The sequence below is a fragment of the Acinetobacter sp. LipI_15 genome (assembly GCF_058242865.1).
This window is the reverse complement of record NZ_JBZAYN010000001.1, coordinates 1,137,876-1,154,318: the sequence shown is the minus strand read 5'-3', so window position 1 is coordinate 1,154,318 and position 16,443 is coordinate 1,137,876. Positions and strand designations below refer to the sequence as shown.

The 16,443-nt window shown below is 38.5% G+C and carries 16 protein-coding genes and 4 tRNA genes; 12 read left to right on the top strand and 8 right to left on the bottom strand.

The features are described from left to right. Window positions 1–34 precede the first annotated feature (34 nt). Both AC4CU0_RS05615 and AC4CU0_RS05610 read right to left on the bottom strand, forming a co-directional pair. A complete protein-coding gene (locus AC4CU0_RS05615; protein WP_490742659.1) occupies window positions 35–292 on the bottom strand; it encodes a hypothetical protein in 258 nt (85 codons plus the stop codon). A gap of 185 nt (window positions 293–477) precedes the next feature. Beyond that, window positions 478–1,656: a S1C family serine protease gene (locus AC4CU0_RS05610; protein WP_490742658.1), complete on the bottom strand. Its 1,179-nt coding sequence runs from the start codon at window positions 1,654–1,656 to the stop codon at window positions 478–480. A 169-nt stretch (window positions 1,657–1,825) separates the two neighbouring features. Between AC4CU0_RS05610 and AC4CU0_RS05605 the strand changes: the two genes are divergently transcribed. The 7 genes from AC4CU0_RS05605 to AC4CU0_RS05575 all read left to right on the top strand — a co-directional run bounded on the left by AC4CU0_RS05605 (window position 1,826) and on the right by AC4CU0_RS05575 (window position 5,463). Further along, entirely contained in the window at window positions 1,826–2,584 is a 759-nt protein-coding gene (locus tag AC4CU0_RS05605; protein ID WP_490742657.1) for a Nif3-like dinuclear metal center hexameric protein, read from the top strand. 156 nt (window positions 2,585–2,740) lie between these two features. Further along, window positions 2,741–3,367 (top strand): superoxide dismutase SodB, encoded by a 627-nt coding sequence (gene sodB / locus AC4CU0_RS05600; protein WP_078192384.1) that lies wholly within the window; start codon window positions 2,741–2,743, stop codon window positions 3,365–3,367. Between the two features lie 811 nt (window positions 3,368–4,178). Then, window positions 4,179–4,254 (top strand) — tRNA-Asn (locus AC4CU0_RS05595). A gap of 5 nt (window positions 4,255–4,259) precedes the next feature. Further along, a tRNA-Asn gene (locus AC4CU0_RS05590) sits at window positions 4,260–4,335 on the top strand. Between the two features lie 216 nt (window positions 4,336–4,551). Next, a tRNA-Asn gene (locus tag AC4CU0_RS05585) sits at window positions 4,552–4,627 on the top strand. 255 nt (window positions 4,628–4,882) lie between these two features. Then, window positions 4,883–4,958: transfer RNA gene (locus AC4CU0_RS05580), tRNA-Asn, on the top strand. Between the two features lie 22 nt (window positions 4,959–4,980). After that, on the top strand, window positions 4,981–5,463 hold the full coding sequence (locus AC4CU0_RS05575; RefSeq protein ID WP_490742656.1) for a DUF2726 domain-containing protein: 483 nt from the start codon (window positions 4,981–4,983) through the stop codon (window positions 5,461–5,463). A 75-nt stretch (window positions 5,464–5,538) separates the two neighbouring features. On the opposite strand, the gene AC4CU0_RS05570 is transcribed toward AC4CU0_RS05575, so the two are convergent. The 4 genes from AC4CU0_RS05570 to AC4CU0_RS05555 form a co-directional block, all read right to left on the bottom strand. Continuing rightward, a complete protein-coding gene (locus AC4CU0_RS05570) occupies window positions 5,539–5,799 on the bottom strand; it encodes a hypothetical protein (protein WP_168379169.1) in 261 nt (86 codons plus the stop codon). A gap of 183 nt (window positions 5,800–5,982) precedes the next feature. Beyond that, window positions 5,983–7,443: an alpha/beta hydrolase family protein gene (locus AC4CU0_RS05565; RefSeq protein ID WP_180175766.1), complete on the bottom strand. Its 1,461-nt coding sequence runs from the start codon at window positions 7,441–7,443 to the stop codon at window positions 5,983–5,985. A 122-nt stretch (window positions 7,444–7,565) separates the two neighbouring features. Further along, entirely contained in the window at window positions 7,566–8,447 is an 882-nt protein-coding gene (gene ubiA, locus AC4CU0_RS05560) for a 4-hydroxybenzoate octaprenyltransferase (RefSeq protein ID WP_490742655.1), read from the bottom strand. A gap of 22 nt (window positions 8,448–8,469) precedes the next feature. Then, window positions 8,470–8,955 (bottom strand): chorismate--pyruvate lyase family protein, encoded by a 486-nt coding sequence (locus tag AC4CU0_RS05555; RefSeq protein ID WP_490742654.1) that lies wholly within the window; start codon window positions 8,953–8,955, stop codon window positions 8,470–8,472. Between the two features lie 225 nt (window positions 8,956–9,180). On the opposite strand from AC4CU0_RS05555, the gene AC4CU0_RS05550 reads away from it, so the two are divergent. Further along, window positions 9,181–10,074, top strand: coding sequence for a polysaccharide deacetylase family protein (locus AC4CU0_RS05550; RefSeq protein ID WP_490742653.1), 894 nt, complete (start codon window positions 9,181–9,183; stop codon window positions 10,072–10,074). A gap of 84 nt (window positions 10,075–10,158) precedes the next feature. On the opposite strand, the gene AC4CU0_RS05545 is transcribed toward AC4CU0_RS05550, so the two are convergent. Next, window positions 10,159–10,437: a hypothetical protein gene (locus AC4CU0_RS05545; protein ID WP_180007665.1), complete on the bottom strand. Its 279-nt coding sequence runs from the start codon at window positions 10,435–10,437 to the stop codon at window positions 10,159–10,161. A 96-nt stretch (window positions 10,438–10,533) separates the two neighbouring features. Next, complete coding sequence (gene glnA, locus AC4CU0_RS05540) at window positions 10,534–11,949, bottom strand: type I glutamate--ammonia ligase (RefSeq protein WP_171262625.1); 1,416 nt, start codon at window positions 11,947–11,949, stop codon at window positions 10,534–10,536. 889 nt (window positions 11,950–12,838) lie between these two features. On the opposite strand from glnA, the gene AC4CU0_RS05535 reads away from it, so the two are divergent. The 4 genes from AC4CU0_RS05535 to AC4CU0_RS05520 all read left to right on the top strand — a co-directional run bounded on the left by AC4CU0_RS05535 (window position 12,839) and on the right by AC4CU0_RS05520 (window position 16,410). Further along, the gene (locus AC4CU0_RS05535; RefSeq protein WP_490742652.1) at window positions 12,839–13,432 is read left to right on the top strand and encodes an anthranilate synthase component II; all 594 of its coding nucleotides are present in this window, start codon (window positions 12,839–12,841) and stop codon (window positions 13,430–13,432) included. Between the two features lie 18 nt (window positions 13,433–13,450). After that, on the top strand, window positions 13,451–14,497 hold the full coding sequence (trpD, locus tag AC4CU0_RS05530; RefSeq protein ID WP_168379163.1) for an anthranilate phosphoribosyltransferase: 1,047 nt from the start codon (window positions 13,451–13,453) through the stop codon (window positions 14,495–14,497). A 16-nt stretch (window positions 14,498–14,513) separates the two neighbouring features. After that, window positions 14,514–15,320 carry an indole-3-glycerol phosphate synthase TrpC gene (trpC, locus tag AC4CU0_RS05525; protein WP_490742651.1) on the top strand — a complete coding sequence of 269 codons (807 nt, stop codon included), beginning with the start codon at window positions 14,514–14,516 and terminating at the stop codon, window positions 15,318–15,320. 106 nt (window positions 15,321–15,426) lie between these two features. Beyond that, window positions 15,427–16,410, top strand: a complete 984-nt coding sequence (locus AC4CU0_RS05520) for an ankyrin repeat domain-containing protein (RefSeq protein WP_490742650.1) — start codon at window positions 15,427–15,429, stop codon at window positions 16,408–16,410. Window positions 16,411–16,443: the final 33 nt, after the last annotated feature.

The following is a 16,443-nucleotide window of genomic DNA, read 5'->3' as shown; positions in this document are numbered from 1 at the left end:
TTAACTTAGGACCTTAAATGCAGTGAATCCCGAATCAAATCCAGTAGACATTAAAATTATAGAAGAATTCATTCACTTCAAATCGAACTTGATATCCCAATTCTGTAAGCTCAGCAGATAGACTTCGAATCTCTTCTAAAGCTAAGTGCTTGGGTAAAACCGTAAATACGGCGGTATTCCCCTGTTTGGCATTTTCTTCAATCAGCAAAGCCAAACGTGCCTTATATAAGGTGATATCTAAATTAGCTTGACTGGATAAAACTTTGGCATGTTCTGCGGGTAAAAAGCTCATATTCTTATACGCTTATCTGATTATTATTGCTTATAAATTAAGCCAAATTCAGCAAAGCGTGCAATGCATTTTTGTAATTGATATTTCAATTTTAAAGCACATTGTTTGGCGCAAACGATGCGCTTCAAAGCGATCTACAAAAAAGGCACTCAAAAAAAATCCCTCATGAAGAGGGATTTTCTATGCTAGCGGGGTAATGGAATATATTGCGAGTCACTGTTTTGAGTTTGCGGTTTACGCTCTCCCACTTGTACTGGCAAAGTCATCGCCTTTCCGTCTCGCTCAATCTCAATTTGCATAGTGCTCAATGGCGCTTGTTGTGCAACGTAATTGATTAAATGTGAGGTCGAGGTAATCAGCTCATTATTCACTTTCATGATTTTATCACCACGTTTTAAACCTGCTTGTGCTGCAGGTCCATTACGAATGACATCTGCGACAATCACACCATTCACACGTGGATCTAAAATATTTTCTTGTTTAATTGGAAGTAAACTAATACCTAACCAACCACGAACCACTCGCCCATCTTTTAAAATAGCGTTCAGCACTTGTTGACATACTTTTGCAGGAATGGCAAAACCAATCCCCAAAGAGCCACCTGACTGCGAGAAGATCGCGGTATTTACACCAATTAAGTTCCCTGCAACATCAATTAAAGCACCACCAGAGTTGCCGGGGTTGATCGCAGCATCTGTTTGAATAAAGTCTTCGTAAGTGTTGATTCCCAAATCTGAACGACCTGTAGCTGAGATAATCCCTTGCGTAACCGTCTGACCCACGCCAAAAGGGTTACCAATCGCTAGGACGACATCACCGACTTGATTGCCGCTTAGCTTAAACGGCAAAACCGGTAATTGACTCATTTCGATCTTTATCACAGCTAGGTCTGTATCTGGGTCTGTGCCTACAACTTTCGCTTCAGCACGGCGACCATCATGTAAGGCCACAACGATCTGATCGGCCTGCGCAATCACATGGTTATTCGTCAAAATATAGCCATCTGGACGAACAATCACACCAGAACCTAAACTATTTTCGTTTTGATTAGTTTGATCTGGAAGTTGATTACCAAAAAACTCACGGTAAACCGGATCATTTAATAAAGGATGATCCAATTGTTTCACTTTTTGCGTAGTGAAAATATTCACAACCGCTGGAGCAGCGACTTTTACCGCAGCACTATATGAAACCACACCGCCTGTACGCGACGTATCAATGAGGGGTTCAACCTTTTCTGCAGGCATTTTAACCCCATCTGGGGCAATGGGTGCTTTAGGTTTTTGAACCTGTTGCCATGTAAAGAAACCGATGATCACAAGTATTAATAATACCCAAGGTAACCATGTAAAGGTCCGACGCACGTCTATATCCTCTAAATTTTATAATTCATTAATGGCTAAATAATTTATATCGTATTGTAATGTAATATTTTCAACAAACTTAAAAATAAACACAGAGATTTGTGATTCTTTAGTTACAATTTAAACAATCGTGAATTTTGATGCATCTCTTTGAGATTTTGGACAGTATATGGCTCAGTTAAGTGAAATTATTCAGTGGTGTGACAGCACACTCAAAGCACATGAATTTAAGGACTATGCTCCCAATGGCTTGCAAATTGAAGGCTCAGCAGAAGTGCATAAAATTTTATGTGCAGTTACCGCATCACAAACAGCGATTGAAGCCGCGATAGCAGCAAATGCTGATTTGTTATTAGTACATCATGGTTATTTTTGGAAAGGTGAAGCTTACCCAATCACAGGTATGCGCGGCAAACGCATCAAAAGCCTGATCAAAAACGATATTTCACTCGTTGGTTATCACTTACCTTTAGATAGTCACCCTACTTTAGGTAATAATGCAGCGATAGCAGATTTGCTCGAATTAGAAAATATTGAAGCTTTAGATCCTACTGAACGCAATCCTATTGGCAATGTTGGTTATTTAAAACAAGCCATGACTCCAGCGGCGTTTAAAGAGTTCGTTTCTGAAAGATTAGGATTTGATGCCATTCACCTGGCGGCAGATAAACCCTCTATTCAAAAAATTGGTTTTTGTACGGGCGGCGCACAGGACTTTATTGGCAAGGCGGCTGCATTAGATTGTGATGCGTACATTTCAGGTGAAGTGAGTGAACGCACTTTTTATGAGGCTGAAGAATTAAACGTGCATTATTATGCATGTGGACATCATGCAACCGAGCGTTATGGTGTACAACGACTCGCAAAAGCTATTTCAGAACAGTTCAATATTGAGTATAGTTATTTCGAATTAAATAACCCGATTTAATTTAAATCGTCTTGGTCTTTGGCTCAGTCCTTATACGTATATTTTCAGGCTTTATTCTGTATTGTTATTTATAAGCAATGCGCATTTTACTGCAAGAATCTATTACAATAACGGCACTTAATGTCAAAACCCAGCAAAATGCAAGGAATTGAAAACATGACAACGATTACTTTACCAGCGTTACCTTACGGTTACGAAGATCTTGCTCCGCACATCAGCAAAGAAACTTTAGAATACCATCACGACAAACACCACAATACTTATGTGGTTAATCTAAACAAAGCAATTGAAGGTACTGACCTTGCTGGCAAAACTTTAGAAGAAATCATCACTGCTGTTAAAGGCGATGCTTCTAAAGCTGGTATCTTCAACAATGCAGCCCAAGTATGGAACCACACATTCTACTGGAACTGTATGGCTAAAAACGGTGGCGGTAAAGCTACTGGCGCTTTAGCAGCTAAAATCGACGAAGCTTTCGGTTCTTACGAAAAATTCGCTGAAGAATTTGCAAATGCTGCTGCAACTCAGTTCGGTTCAGGTTGGGCTTGGTTAGTTGCTGACGAAGTAAACGGCAACCTTTCTATCCTTAAAACTTCAAATGCTGACACTCCACTTGCTCACGGTAAAGTTGCAGTGTTGACTATCGACGTTTGGGAACATGCTTACTACATCGACTTCCGTAACGCTCGTCCTAAATACATCTCTACTTTCTTAGAAAGCCTAGTGAACTGGGACTATGCAAACGCTAAATATGCAGGTCAAGCTGCTGGCGTTGAAAAATAAGTTTTAAAACTTATCCAAAAGTCAAAAAAATCACCCTTTTAGGGTGATTTTTTATGCTTTAAATATCATACTGCCACAACAATCAATACTACACAAAAGAATGAATGAAGAACCATTACTAATCTTAAAAGCAAAATATACCAAAATATTAGTGATGTTTATCTTTATCACTATAATCCAGTATGTGAGTTACTCTTATGTTCAAGAATCTATTAAATATAGCTTTAATTCAGCACTAATATTGACTGGATTATCAATTATGGAATTCGTCTTAATTTTACTTATCATCAAAAATGGACTGCCACAAATTAGATTTTTCGAAAGTCATTGTATAATTCAACTTTATATAATGAAAATTCAGTTTAACTATGATCAAATAGAAAGCATATCCATTAACAACACAAAAAGTCACTACAAACTATTACCTGTCGGTAATGAATATTTATTAAGGATTGTATTCAAACACAATCAAAATCTTTTTAATCTACTCCAAAACACCATTAAACCTGTTATGTCTTTTTCTAAATTTCATTTAGATACCTTCGCAAACCATCAAATTTTAGAAATATATTTATTATTCCAAATTATAATTCCTTTAGATCAAGAGAAACGTATAACTACGCTTAAAAATTTAAATCTACAAAATTTGACGATAAAGCAAATCAGCAACCTAGATGATATAAAAAACTTCAAAAATAACCGCTATTTAAGAAAAAATTTCTAGACTTGAACAATAAAAAAACATTCAAATAGTCATTTCATCAAATCTGCTTGACCACTTTAAAATTCATCCCTAAAATGCGCATCAGATTCTCCAATAGCTCAGTCGGTAGAGCGACGGACTGTTAATCCGCAGGTCCCTGGTTCGAGCCCAGGTTGGAGAGCCATCTATTCTTCCATAGCTCAGTCGGTAGAGCGACGGACTGTTAATCCGCAGGTCCCTGGTTCGAGCCCAGGTGGAAGAGCCAGATTCTAAAAACCCACTCATTACGAAGTGGGTTTTTTATTGCCTACTGTTTAAGCAAAGCATACATACTTTTTTGTTTTTGCTTTCCTAAAAGTATCCGTATATGTACCAAGTTGTCTGATTAGGCTATTTTTAAAACACTTAATTTGATTTTTCTGTATTTTATTTAAATCAGGCTTGACCACCCTGCCATACATCTTTAGAATCCGTTTCAGATTCTCCAATAGCTCAGTCGGTAGAGCGACGGACTGTTAATCCGCAGGTCCCTGGTTCGAGCCCAGGTTGGAGAGCCAAATTCTAAAAGCCCACGCATTATGTCGTGGGCTTTTTTATGCTCTGACTTTTGTTTTAAGATAAGAATCACTTGCTCTATGACCTAAGCTATTCACTTAGCTCTCCGACCACATTAGAAAGAATAGTCAGAGCTTAAGTTTTAAAAACGCTTTATATTAAAGGTGTTTATATTTAATACATTCAGCCTAAATTTCCTTATTTTTTGCAATTCTGACTTGACCTCACTGCATTTGCCCCATAGAATGCGTGCAGATTCTCCAATAGCTCAGTCGGTAGAGCGACGGACTGTTAATCCGCAGGTCCCTGGTTCGAGCCCAGGTTGGAGAGCCAAATTCTAAAAAGCCCACGCATCATGACGTGGGCTTTTTTCATATATGTAGTTTATTTCGTGCCAAATCTCAGTCAGTTTACATTTTTTATTATTGGTTGCTTGGCAACTTTTGCCCTTGTCTGCTTAGTCTTTCCGAGACTGTTTAGAAGCAAACAAAAGTTTTTCCCACGTCGTGTAATCACTGCCTTTGAAAGTAAGATGTTTCATCGTTTAAATGAAGCATTTCCGAACTACCACATTTTAGCCCAAGTGGCTTTTAGCGCACTGATCACCAATCAAAATTACAAAATCAGAAATAGATTTAATCGAAAAGTCACTGATTTTGTCATACTTGACCAAACTTATGATGTGCTTGTGATTATCGAACTGGATGACCCTAGTCATATAGGCAAAGAGCAAGAAGATGCTGAACGTGATGCAATGCTTGAAGAAGCGGGCTACCGTGTAATCCGCTATACCAGTATTCCAACAGTTCACACGCTCAGGCATGATGTAAATAAATAGTTGTTAAATACCTAAAGCACAATCGAACATTGAGTGAATGCGCATTGCATTCACATCCATAACGTAAGCAGAATTTTATTGAGCATTTGACTCTTGAGCTGCCAGCACTTCTGATACTGCTTGGTCAGCCTCAGCAGCCAAAGCCTCATCTTGGGCTTCTTTAGCTTTAATGCGCTCAATCATTTCAGCTTGTTGTTGCTTATATTTTTCTTGGTTTTTGGCATCACTATTGACTGCAAGAAAAGCCATACTGACCAAAAATATAGGAATCAATAGCCCAAGTGCCATCAAAATGATCATCTTTTTGGTATTGGGTTTTGGCTTAACTTCAGACATAACTATTCTTTCATTTACATAAATAATTCGACGCCCAATATAGCAAAAAACAAAATTCGCTCAAGTCTTCATAACATTCTTTGCTCGAACTAACTGTACCCCCTCATTTTCACGGATTGAATGATTAATAATTCAATATGCAAAAAAAAGGAGACATGCTCCTTTTTTTATTATTGAAAAAACTTAGCTTGAAGCAGCTACCCCCTTACAATGTGGACTTTGGCTTGCATCTTTTTGCTCATTGGTTAAGACAATACCTGTACCTGCAGACATTTTAGCTTGAATAAATTCGACCGCTTGCGCATTTCTACAGATAATTGCCTGTGTATGACTTGCATTTGGCACAATGTCTAATTGATAACCTTCAGCATAATTTGCATCTGGGAAATACTTCGTCGCTTGCGTTTTCATATTTGCAAATAGCGCTTGCGTAACCACAGGAATAACTGCCTGATCATTTGCACCTTGAATAATATAAACAGGTGCTTTAATCACTTTATCAGCGCTTGCATTTGTCGCTGGTTGATTATCATTTAAAAATTTCTGAACAACAGGATCGGTATCGATTTTATTCAAATCAATTCCATACTGTGAAACCGTATGCGTTGGATCTTTTAAGAATTCAATCACAGCTGCTTTAAACTGTTCTTGCAAACCATTTGCACTATTCGGATCGGCATAACTTAAACATGCACCATCATCCCCTGTACGTCCATAGGCTTTTTCTGCAATAACACCAGCATCTGCAGTAAAGATATTTTTTAAATCATAATTTGGCTCATAGGCTTTAATACCCGAACTGGTCAATGCTGCATATGCCAAAAGCTCAGCATAGCCATCTGCAATTTGATCAATTAACGCCTGTGCTTGAACCTCCGAAAGCTGCCCCATACTAAGTGCATAACGCACTTGTGCCAACTGTTCATCCAATCTATTCAATCCATGGGGTTTAGGTTGACCATTTGCATCAACATTTAGTTTTGGATCTAAATAGATCTTAATAATCGTGCCTAAACTCGACGCAGGTGCGGCTGCTACTGCACCTTTATAATTAGTATCGGTATTCGCAAATTCCGCCGTCCCTAAGGATGCATGACCACCTTGCGATTGACCAATCGACATCCACTGACCATTGAGTTGCTTACCATAATGTTCTTTTGCCGCTTTAACTGCAGTAAGCGCCGAATTTGCCGCACTCGATAAATTAAGGTATGGATGAACCCCCTTGGTTCCTAAACCCTCATAGTCTGGTGCCACAATTACATAACCTGCCGCCATAAGCGTGTTAGCTAGAATTTTAAAACGTGGATGAATTACATTTCTACTTGGCGCACATTCATCTCCAGCTCCGACTGTTCCATGCTCCCATACCACAACACGATAACCATCTTTAGGTTGAGTAGCTTTTGGAAACAACACTAAAGCCGTTGCTGTTGCTGCTTTCCCCTGCACATTGGTCATGTTATACGTCATGACTTTTATGGACGATGTATTGTCTACAGTATCTAAAGCATAATTTGCTTCAGAAACAAATGTTGATTTTTGATTCGAAGATGATGAGTCATTATCATCATCATTACACGCGGTTAAAGACAGCATAGAAACTGCAACTGTCAGAGCTAATGCTATTTTTGAACGTTTCATAAAATATCCTTTTTAATCATTATTCTTTAAGCATGAAACTACATGCCTTTTTATTAATGCATAAAAAAAAGCACCCGAATAGGATGCTTTAGCTCATTTTAAACAGTTTCAGATCAATGACATTAAAGCGTCAGTGCCATGAAAATTCCAATAAAAATCATAAGCCCTACCCAACGGTTATGGCGAAACGCCCAAAAACATAACTGAGGATCACGGCCTTTGGTTTTAGTCCACTGGTAAATAAAATCGGCAGCCACAGCCAACATTGCAACTAAACCAAATGGCATCAAGAGATCTTCTAAATACAACGCAGAACCAATCAGTACAATGCTTAGCGCCTGTAATAAAGAAATGATTTCTATATCATATTTACCAAATAAAATCGCAGTTGATTTCACGCCAATTTTCAAATCATATTCACGGTCAGTAATGGCATATTGTGTGTCATATGCAACGGTCCACGCCAAATTACCAAAGTACAATAACCAGCAAGTCAAATCAGGTGTTTGCCCCACAGCGGTATAAGCCATAGGAATCGACCATGAAAATGCCGCGCCTAAAAATACTTGTGGCAGATGCGTGTAGCGTTTCATAAAGGGATAAATGAACGCTAAAAACAATGCACCAAAGGACCAATAAAAAGTTTCTATCGGTAAAAAGAACAACATACATGCGCTAACAAGCACCAAGATCAAGAACACATATATGGCTTCTTTAGCACTAATCACTCCAGTGGCTAAAGGACGATGTTTGGTTCTTTCCACAGCACCATCGACTTTACGGTCAGCAAAGTCATTAATCGCACAACCTGCTGCACGCATAAATATCGTGCCCAAAATCATGGGAATCAAAATACTGAATTGCGGTGTTCCTTGATTGGCAATCCACAGTGCCCACATGGTTGGCCAAAAAACCAGTTCCGTGCCAATTGGCTTATCGAAGCGACATAAATAGTAATAAGCTTCCAAACGCTGCTGCCAAGTAATCTGTTGCACCACGGCCATGACTGTCCTTCATCTTGTAATGTTATTTCTGCAAATATTGCTCAAAACTCGCTAAAAAAGTTTCCTGAACAATAAATTTACAACCATGCCAAGTATAACAGCTCTGACGTGTCCAACCATCGTCTAGCCACAATACACGCCTCTCGCACTTCGGATTGGTACGCTGAAATAAAAAATGTCCGATGGGTTTTTTACCAATATGCTGAAATATCCGTGCACGCCCTTGTATGCTAAGTATTGGAAATATACTTTTTGCCTTGACCCACGGCTCAGCTTCACAGCCATATAAATAGCTTTCACGTACCCAAGCTGTGTGCTGTATTGGCATTTGCAGCCACTGTGCATCTTGAAGCGTCATGCGTTGAAATTGCTCAATACTCGGCTCAACTTTAAATGCACCTTGGGCAAAATCTGTTAATTGTTGGGTTAATGAACCCGAAGCATACAACCATGTTCTTAATTCAGGAGACATTCTTTTATCCCGCATTTCGCATGCTTGACGCTGCATATTTCATTTCCCTTATAACCATTTGCTGAGTATAGCGAATCCTTAGTGTAACCAACTCAACATCGTTTTTCATGACCCATAGCTTGTTTTGATTAAAATGAGCAAAACTAAAACGGCTTAAGTACTTCATTACATTTGCAATCAACACAAACCTCACATACACAGTATGATGTCGTGGATAACAACTGAATTACACAAGCATAATGTTTCCATATAACCCGCTACATGTTTTTTATTTTTCTTGTTTTACTTTGTGCCAATATCGCGGCTCAAGCAAAATCTCTTGCGCTGAGTTTTGATGATGGATTAAATCCAGCGTTTAACGCACAAGCGGAACAAATCAATGCCCAAATTTTAAAGCAGCTACATGATCAACAAATCAAAAGTATTGTTTTTCCGAGCCTGATTAAAATTGGTGATTATCAAGGTAAACAACTGATTCAAGCGTGGGGACAATCTGGCCATCTGATTGGCAATCATAGTGCACTGCACCAAAATCTGAATAAAGAAAATGTCACATTAAAAGATTATCTGCACAGCATTGAACATGCGGATGCAGTGTTAAAAACGCTGCCGAATTACACACGTATCTATCGTTATCCATTTTTAAAAGAAGGTAATAGCGCTGAAAAACGTGATGCTGTCTATCAATGGTTAGAGCAGCATCAATACCGCATTGGCGGTGTGAGTATCGATGCCAGTGACTGGTTTTATAACCGAAAATATCTCGACTATGCCAAACTGCAAGATCAGGACAAATTAGACCGACTAAAACAAGCATATATTGCTCACCTGCTTCACCGAGCAGATTATTATGACCAACTTGCCCAGCTCACCATAAATCGTTCGCCACAGCATGTTTTACTTTTACATGTGAATGCTATTAATGCCGCATTTTTAAAGGATGTCATTACTGCTTTTCAGCAGCATGGCTGGACTTTTATTTCAGCAGCAGACGCCCTGCAAGATCCCTTATATACGCAGCACAGCCAAAACATCCCTGCGGGTGAAAGTGTGATTTGGTCGATTGCCAAAACCAAAGGATTAGAAAACTTACGCTACCCCGCCGAAGATGCGCCTTATGAAATCGATAATTTAAAACAGCATGGTTTGCAATGACGTTTGGCAAATTACTGGATATTCAATAAAAATGACCTGTTGTGTTGCAGGTCATTTTTTTCAATTCAATATTATCGTGTTAAATTAAAAGTTATCTGTCTTGGCAATGGCTTCAAACTTGCCTTGCGGCGTTTTAATCAGAACCAGCCCTTCGGTCGTAATATAAAAACTTTCTGGGTAATCAAATTCCAATGCTAGCTCTGGGTTTTTCAGTTCGACAAATTGAGCCTGTTTATAGCCTTCAACGGTCCGTCCCACTTCCAAATAAGTCACTTCTGAGAAGTTGAGTTTAAATCCCTTTGCTTGATCCGCTGGATCAATCCAAGGAAAAAAACCGGTATGTTTTTTACGTGGTTTTGCCATGTTTAGATATTCATTCAAATCTTTGCTTTATCTTAACCCATCTCATAAAAAAACCCGCACAAGGCGGGTCTTTTTACAGTGAAATTCTGTACAGAATTACAAGCTGTAGTACATGTCGAATTCAACTGGGTGAGTTGTCGTGTTAAGACGACGAACTTCTTCAGTTTTAAGTTCGATGTAAGCATCAAGCATTTCTTTAGTGAACACGCCACCTTTAAGAAGGTAATCATGGTCAGCTGCAAGAGCTTCAAGCGCCATATCTAAGCTATGAGCCACTGTAGGGATTTTAGCTTCTTCTTCAGGAGGAAGGTCGTACAAGTTCTTGTCAGCAGCTTCACCTGGGTGGATCTTGTTTTGAATACCGTCAAGACCAGCCATAAGAAGCGCAGCGAAACCTAAGTACGGGTTCATCATTGGATCTGGGAAACGTGCTTCGATACGTTTGCCTTTAGGGCTAGAAACGTAAGGAATACGGATAGAAGCTGAACGGTTACGTGCTGAGTAAGCAAGCATAATCGGTGCTTCGAAATGTGGAACTAAACGTTTGTACGAGTTAGTTGATGGGTTTGTGATTGCGTTCAATGAACGAGCGTGTTTGATCACACCACCAATGAAGTACAACGCCATTTCTGAAAGACCAGCGTATTCATCACCAGCAAACAAGTTCTTGCCATCTTTAGAGATCGACATGTGAACGTGCATACCTGAACCGTTATCACCAACCATTGGTTTAGGCATAAACGTAGCAGTTTTAGCATATTGGTGAGCAACGTTCCAAACCGCATATTTGAACTGTTGAACTTCGTCCGCTTTGCGAACCATAGTGTTGAAGCTTACACCGATTTCAAGCTGGCAAGATGCAACTTCGTGGTGATGTACTTCTACACGACCTGGGCCCATGATGTCTTCAATTTTTGCACACATATCTGCACGCATATCTTGTGAAGAATCTACAGGAGGAACTGGGAAGTAACCACCTTTCACACGTGGACGGTGACCAGAGTTACCCGCTTCATAATCTTTACCAGTAGACCAAGCAGCTTCTTCAGCGATTAATGTGTGGCGCGCGCCAGACATATCGATGTCCCATTTTACTTCGTCAAAAACGAAGAATTCTGGTTCTGGACCAAAGAAAGCAGTATCACCGATACCAGTTGATTTTAGGTATTCTTCCGCACGGCGAGCAATAGAGCGTGGGTCACGTTCATAACCTTGACCAGTTGAAGGTTCGATAACGTCACAAGTCACAACAACTGTAGCTTCTGCAAAGAACGGGTCGATAAAACCAGTTTCTGCATCTGGACGTAAGATCATGTCAGATGCTTCAATGCCTTTCCAACCAGCAATTGAAGAACCATCAAACATTTTGCCATCTTCAAACGTATCTTCGTCGATTGAATCTGCTGGGTAAGTTACGTGTTGTTCTTTACCCTTAGTATCAGTAAAGCGAAAATCGACCCATTTTGCGCCACTTTCTTGGATGAGTTGAAGGACCTTGTTCGCCATGCTCATTTTGCTCCGATGATTTTTTTGTGCACACTGAAGTGCGTGTTAGTAGTTGGTAGTTATTAAGCAATTACCGTACCAACTTTTAAAAGCTAAGCTAAAATACTGAATTCCTTATCAGAATAGAAGATTTTAGCTCCTTGCTTTTCGACTATTATACTGTGTGTAACAGTAAATGCACCATATTCAGCCACTCTTCATCACTTTTGTTTAAAAACTTCTCGCAGGTGTATCAAAATAGTGCAACTTGGTTTTGCACCAGTATGCACCAAAATGATTAATCGCTTTCAACGATAAAATTATTAGGATTTTATTCAAGCTTTAAGGTCGAATTTAAATACGACAGAAACTAATGGTTTAGCTAGTTATAGGTGAAAAAAATACCAGCGAGATAACTATATTTATGATTGATATTTAGGTTTTTTGAGCTCGTAAAGCACTTCTTTTTTGAAGTAAATTTCACCATTTTGTTTTAATTTTAATCAGTCTACCTTTGCATTAATTGTGCTCCATTTTGGTGATTTTGCTTCAAAACGGTTCATATTTTTCCATTTTGACCCTAAGTTGATATTTTTAACGACAGCAAGCAGATCTTTTTAAAATATCAATTGAACACATTTTAAACACTTAAATTCAGCCGATTGCTTTGTTCAACTTAAATCCTAAATTTATAAGTCGATAATTTGCTGAAATGATTTCAGTTGCGATGAACTTTGGCGAAATTGTTCAGCAGAAATTGAATAATATTTGCTATGATTGGCTGCATTCTAAATATTTCACTATTTTTCTATTAAAAATATCCACACGATATTTGGGTCAATATACAACTATTTAGAATCATTTCGGACTATTCAAAGCACAGTTAAGTGCATAAATTTCAAAGGTTAATACGCTCATGCTTTTGATGATCGACAATTATGACTCTTTTACCTACAACATCGTCCAATATTTTGGCGAGTTAAATCAGGAAGTAAAAGTTGTACGTAACGATGCCGTGACATTGGAAGATATCGAGCGATGGCAACCGAAGTATTTAGTCATTGGTCCTGGCCCTTGTTCGCCAAGTGAAGCAGGTATTTCAATTCCTGCGATTCAACACTTTGCGGGAAAAATTCCTTTACTGGGTGTGTGTTTAGGCCACCAAGCCATAGGACAAGCTTTTGGCGGCGATATTATTCGCGCTAAAAAAGTGATGCACGGTCGTTTATCTGACATGTATCACAGCGATCAAGGCATTTTCAGCAACCTCCCTTCTCCATTTGCCGCAACGCGTTATCACTCTTTAGTGATTGATCAAGCGACATTGCCTGAATGTTTAGAAGTGACCTGCTGGACCAATGAGGAAAATGAGGAAGATGGCACGATGGAAGAAATCATGGGTGTTAAACATAAGACATTGCCTGTCGAAGGCGTGCAGTTTCACCCTGAGTCAATCCTCAGTGAACATGGCCATCAAATCTTTAAAAACTTCTTAGAAATTTACGCTTAATCGAGTGCAAAAAATATTATGAATATTCAACAAGCTTTAAATAACATCACGAAAAATATTGAACTCACTCAACCTCAAATGGAAGAAGTGATGCGTACCATCATGCAAGGTGAAGCAACCGATGCTCAAATTGGCGCACTCATGATGGGCTTACGCCAAAAAGGTGAAAGTATTGATGAAATCACTGCCGCAGCACGTGTAATGCGTGAATTTGCGATCAAAATCGATGTCAGTGATCTGCCACATTTGGTGGATATCGTTGGTACAGGTGGAGATGGTCAAAACTTATTTAACGTCTCTACTGCGTCTAGTTTTGTCATTGCAGCAGCAGGTGCAACTATTGCTAAACATGGTGGTCGTGGTGTTTCATCAAAATCAGGCTCTTCTGATCTTTTAGAACAGGCAGGAATTAACCTTGACCTGAACATGCAGCAAACTGAACGTTGTATTCGTGAAATGGGCGTGGGTTTCCTCTTTGCACCTAATCATCATAAAGCCATGAAATATGCTGCTGGTCCACGTAAAGAATTGGGCTTCCGTAGTATTTTCAACCTACTTGGCCCGCTTACGAATCCGGCCGGCGTAAAACGTTTTGTGATTGGAGTTTTCTCAACAGAATTATGTCGTCCTATGGCTGAAGTTTTAAAACAGCTCGGTGCAGAACATGTCTTGGTGGTGCATTCTAAAGACGGTTTAGATGAAATTAGCCTTGCATCAAGTACTTATGTTGCTGAACTCAAAGATGGCGAAGTCACTGAATGGGAAATTCAACCTGAAGCTGTAGATATCGAGTCGCAAACCTTAACAGGTCTATCTGTAGATAGTGCTGCGGAAAGTCTGAAATTGATCAAAGATGCTTTAGGTAAAAATAAATCTGCTCTCGGTGATAAAGCCGCGAATATGATTGCCCTAAATGCAGGTGCAGGCATTTATGTTTCAGGCTTAACCAAAAGCTATAAACAAGGTGTTGCATTAGCACATGACATTATCTATGGCGGTCAAGCCTTAGAAAAAATGGGCATTTTGTCTGAATTTACGAAAACTTTAAAAGAATACGAAGCTTAAGATTAGGACACAGATCATGGTAGATATCGCCAATACAATTTTGGGTAAAATTGTTGAACGTAAAAAAGAAGAATTTGCAGCCCGTCTTAAACAACGTAGCTATAAAGATGTCGAAGAGCTAGCTCAAGCAGCTACACCCGTTCGAGGTTTTGCACAAAACCTCGGCTCTAAACGTCCTGGTGTCATTGCTGAGATTAAAAAGGCATCTCCGTCTAAAGGCATTATTCGTGAAAACTTCAACCCTGCTGAAATTGCACAGCAATATCAAGACGCAGGTGCGGCATGTTTATCTGTATTAACTGATGTCGATTTTTTCCAAGGTGCTGATGAAAACATTCAGATCGCACGTTCGCACTGTAACTTGCCAGCCCTGCGCAAAGACTTTTTGATTGACCCTTATGGTGTGATTGAAGCACGTGCATTACATGCTGACTGTATTCTTTTAATTGTGGCTTGTTTATCAGATCAGCAATTGGAAGAAATGTCTAAAACAGCTTTTGAGCATAACTTAGATGTATTGGTTGAAGTGCATGATGAAGATGAGCTGGAACGTGCTTTAAAACTTTCAGATCGTTGCTTGTTGGGTGTGAATAACCGTAATTTAAAAACATTTGATGTGGATTTAAATACATCTTTACGTTTGAAAAAGTTACTTGAGCCTTCTCGCCTACTTGTAACAGAAAGCGGTATTGCAACACCTACTGATGTCGCAATGATGCAGGAACATGACATTCATGCCTTCTTGGTAGGTGAAAGCTTTATGAAACAACCTCGCCCTGATCAGGCGTTTAAGGAGCTGTTTGGTGTGCCTGATAAAATATAAATGAAATATGTAGGGTGAGTTCGCTCACCCTTTTTCTCTTTTGCATCCATATTAAAAACATTACACATCCTTTTTATAATTTTTATTCAATTGAGAATTAAAAATAATGAAGTCGAATATTTCTTCTACTCTTCTATTCATTTCATTAATCTTGGTTTCACTACACCAGATAAGTTGGGCAAAAAATATAACTCTGTATACTGGCTCACCGTATCATATTGACCAAAATCATATCCTCTACTTTAATATTTCCACTATGCCCGAAGGCATCATTGCTGCGCAGATTGACCTAAATCAAATTTTTCCAAATATAAATACTAACGTGCTAAAGGGCAAAAATTATGTTTTCAATAAGAATCAAATTGAAATCATTAGTTATCAAGGCTTACCAATAGTCATTAATTTCTCAATCAATACTAAAAACAAGAATATTGAAAATTCAACCTATTTTTCTATTTCTAAAGGACATAAAAATTCCTTAGCAAAACCAATCAATATTAAATCTCACCCTTTTACCATGGAAAAATTAAATCATTTTGAACAGATTTTTTATAAAGATAACCCTCATTTATTGAAAAAGAATTTAGCTAATGAGCCATATTTAATAAATATATTCATGTTCCATGCAGCAATAAATGATTTTGATGATATGAATGATTTTTTCCAAAATGCGATAAAGAACCTGACACAGAAAAATGATATTGATAATTATAAAAAAGCCAAAAATTTGTATCTTGAATATTTAAATTTTGGTGAAAACAATGAATTTTATGATACCACCTTAATTATGGCGGCTATCGAGCACACAGATATTTCTTTCATCAAAAAAATGAAGCTGAGAAAAATAAATGAACTTGTAGTAGATGAAGTTCAACCACAAACATATTATTTCACTAGATGCTCCCCATTAGGTAAAGCTATTCGCCTAAATCAATATCAGATAATTTCTTATTTACTTGAAAAAGGCGCTTCAACCGAAATCGTGTGTATTTCTAAATTTAATGAAGAACAATCAGCATTAGCTCTTGCAGAACAATATAAAAATAAAAAAGTTATTAAATTAATTAATTCAACTTTGAAGCCCAAATAGGACTTGTAATGAATTAAGAGATCTTCTTTATAT

Excerpts from the sequence above, each read along its gene's own strand:
- AC4CU0_RS05555 (WP_490742654.1), bottom strand. The coding sequence starts at position 8,955 with ATGCAGCGTCAAGCATGCGAAATGCGGGATAAAAGAATGTCTCCTGAA.
- AC4CU0_RS05550 (WP_490742653.1), top strand. The coding sequence starts at position 9,181 with ATGTTTTTTATTTTTCTTGTTTTACTTTGTGCCAATATCGCGGCTCAA.
- AC4CU0_RS05545 (WP_180007665.1), bottom strand. The coding sequence starts at position 10,437 with ATGGCAAAACCACGTAAAAAACATACCGGTTTTTTTCCTTGGATTGAT.
- AC4CU0_RS05575 (WP_490742656.1), top strand. The coding sequence starts at position 4,981 with ATGACGTGGGCTTTTTTCATATATGTAGTTTATTTCGTGCCAAATCTC.
- AC4CU0_RS05570 (WP_168379169.1), bottom strand. The coding sequence starts at position 5,799 with ATGTCTGAAGTTAAGCCAAAACCCAATACCAAAAAGATGATCATTTTG.
- glnA (WP_171262625.1), bottom strand. The coding sequence starts at position 11,949 with ATGAGCATGGCGAACAAGGTCCTTCAACTCATCCAAGAAAGTGGCGCA.
- sodB (WP_078192384.1), top strand. The coding sequence starts at position 2,741 with ATGACAACGATTACTTTACCAGCGTTACCTTACGGTTACGAAGATCTT.
- AC4CU0_RS05535 (WP_490742652.1), top strand. The coding sequence starts at position 12,839 with ATGCTTTTGATGATCGACAATTATGACTCTTTTACCTACAACATCGTC.
- ubiA (WP_490742655.1), bottom strand. The coding sequence starts at position 8,447 with ATGGCCGTGGTGCAACAGATTACTTGGCAGCAGCGTTTGGAAGCTTAT.
- AC4CU0_RS05605 (WP_490742657.1), top strand. The coding sequence starts at position 1,826 with ATGGCTCAGTTAAGTGAAATTATTCAGTGGTGTGACAGCACACTCAAA.
- trpD (WP_168379163.1), top strand. The coding sequence starts at position 13,451 with ATGAATATTCAACAAGCTTTAAATAACATCACGAAAAATATTGAACTC.
- AC4CU0_RS05615 (WP_490742659.1), bottom strand. The coding sequence starts at position 292 with ATGAGCTTTTTACCCGCAGAACATGCCAAAGTTTTATCCAGTCAAGCT.
- trpC (WP_490742651.1), top strand. The coding sequence starts at position 14,514 with ATGGTAGATATCGCCAATACAATTTTGGGTAAAATTGTTGAACGTAAA.
- AC4CU0_RS05565 (WP_180175766.1), bottom strand. The coding sequence starts at position 7,443 with ATGAAACGTTCAAAAATAGCATTAGCTCTGACAGTTGCAGTTTCTATG.
- AC4CU0_RS05520 (WP_490742650.1), top strand. The coding sequence starts at position 15,427 with ATGAAGTCGAATATTTCTTCTACTCTTCTATTCATTTCATTAATCTTG.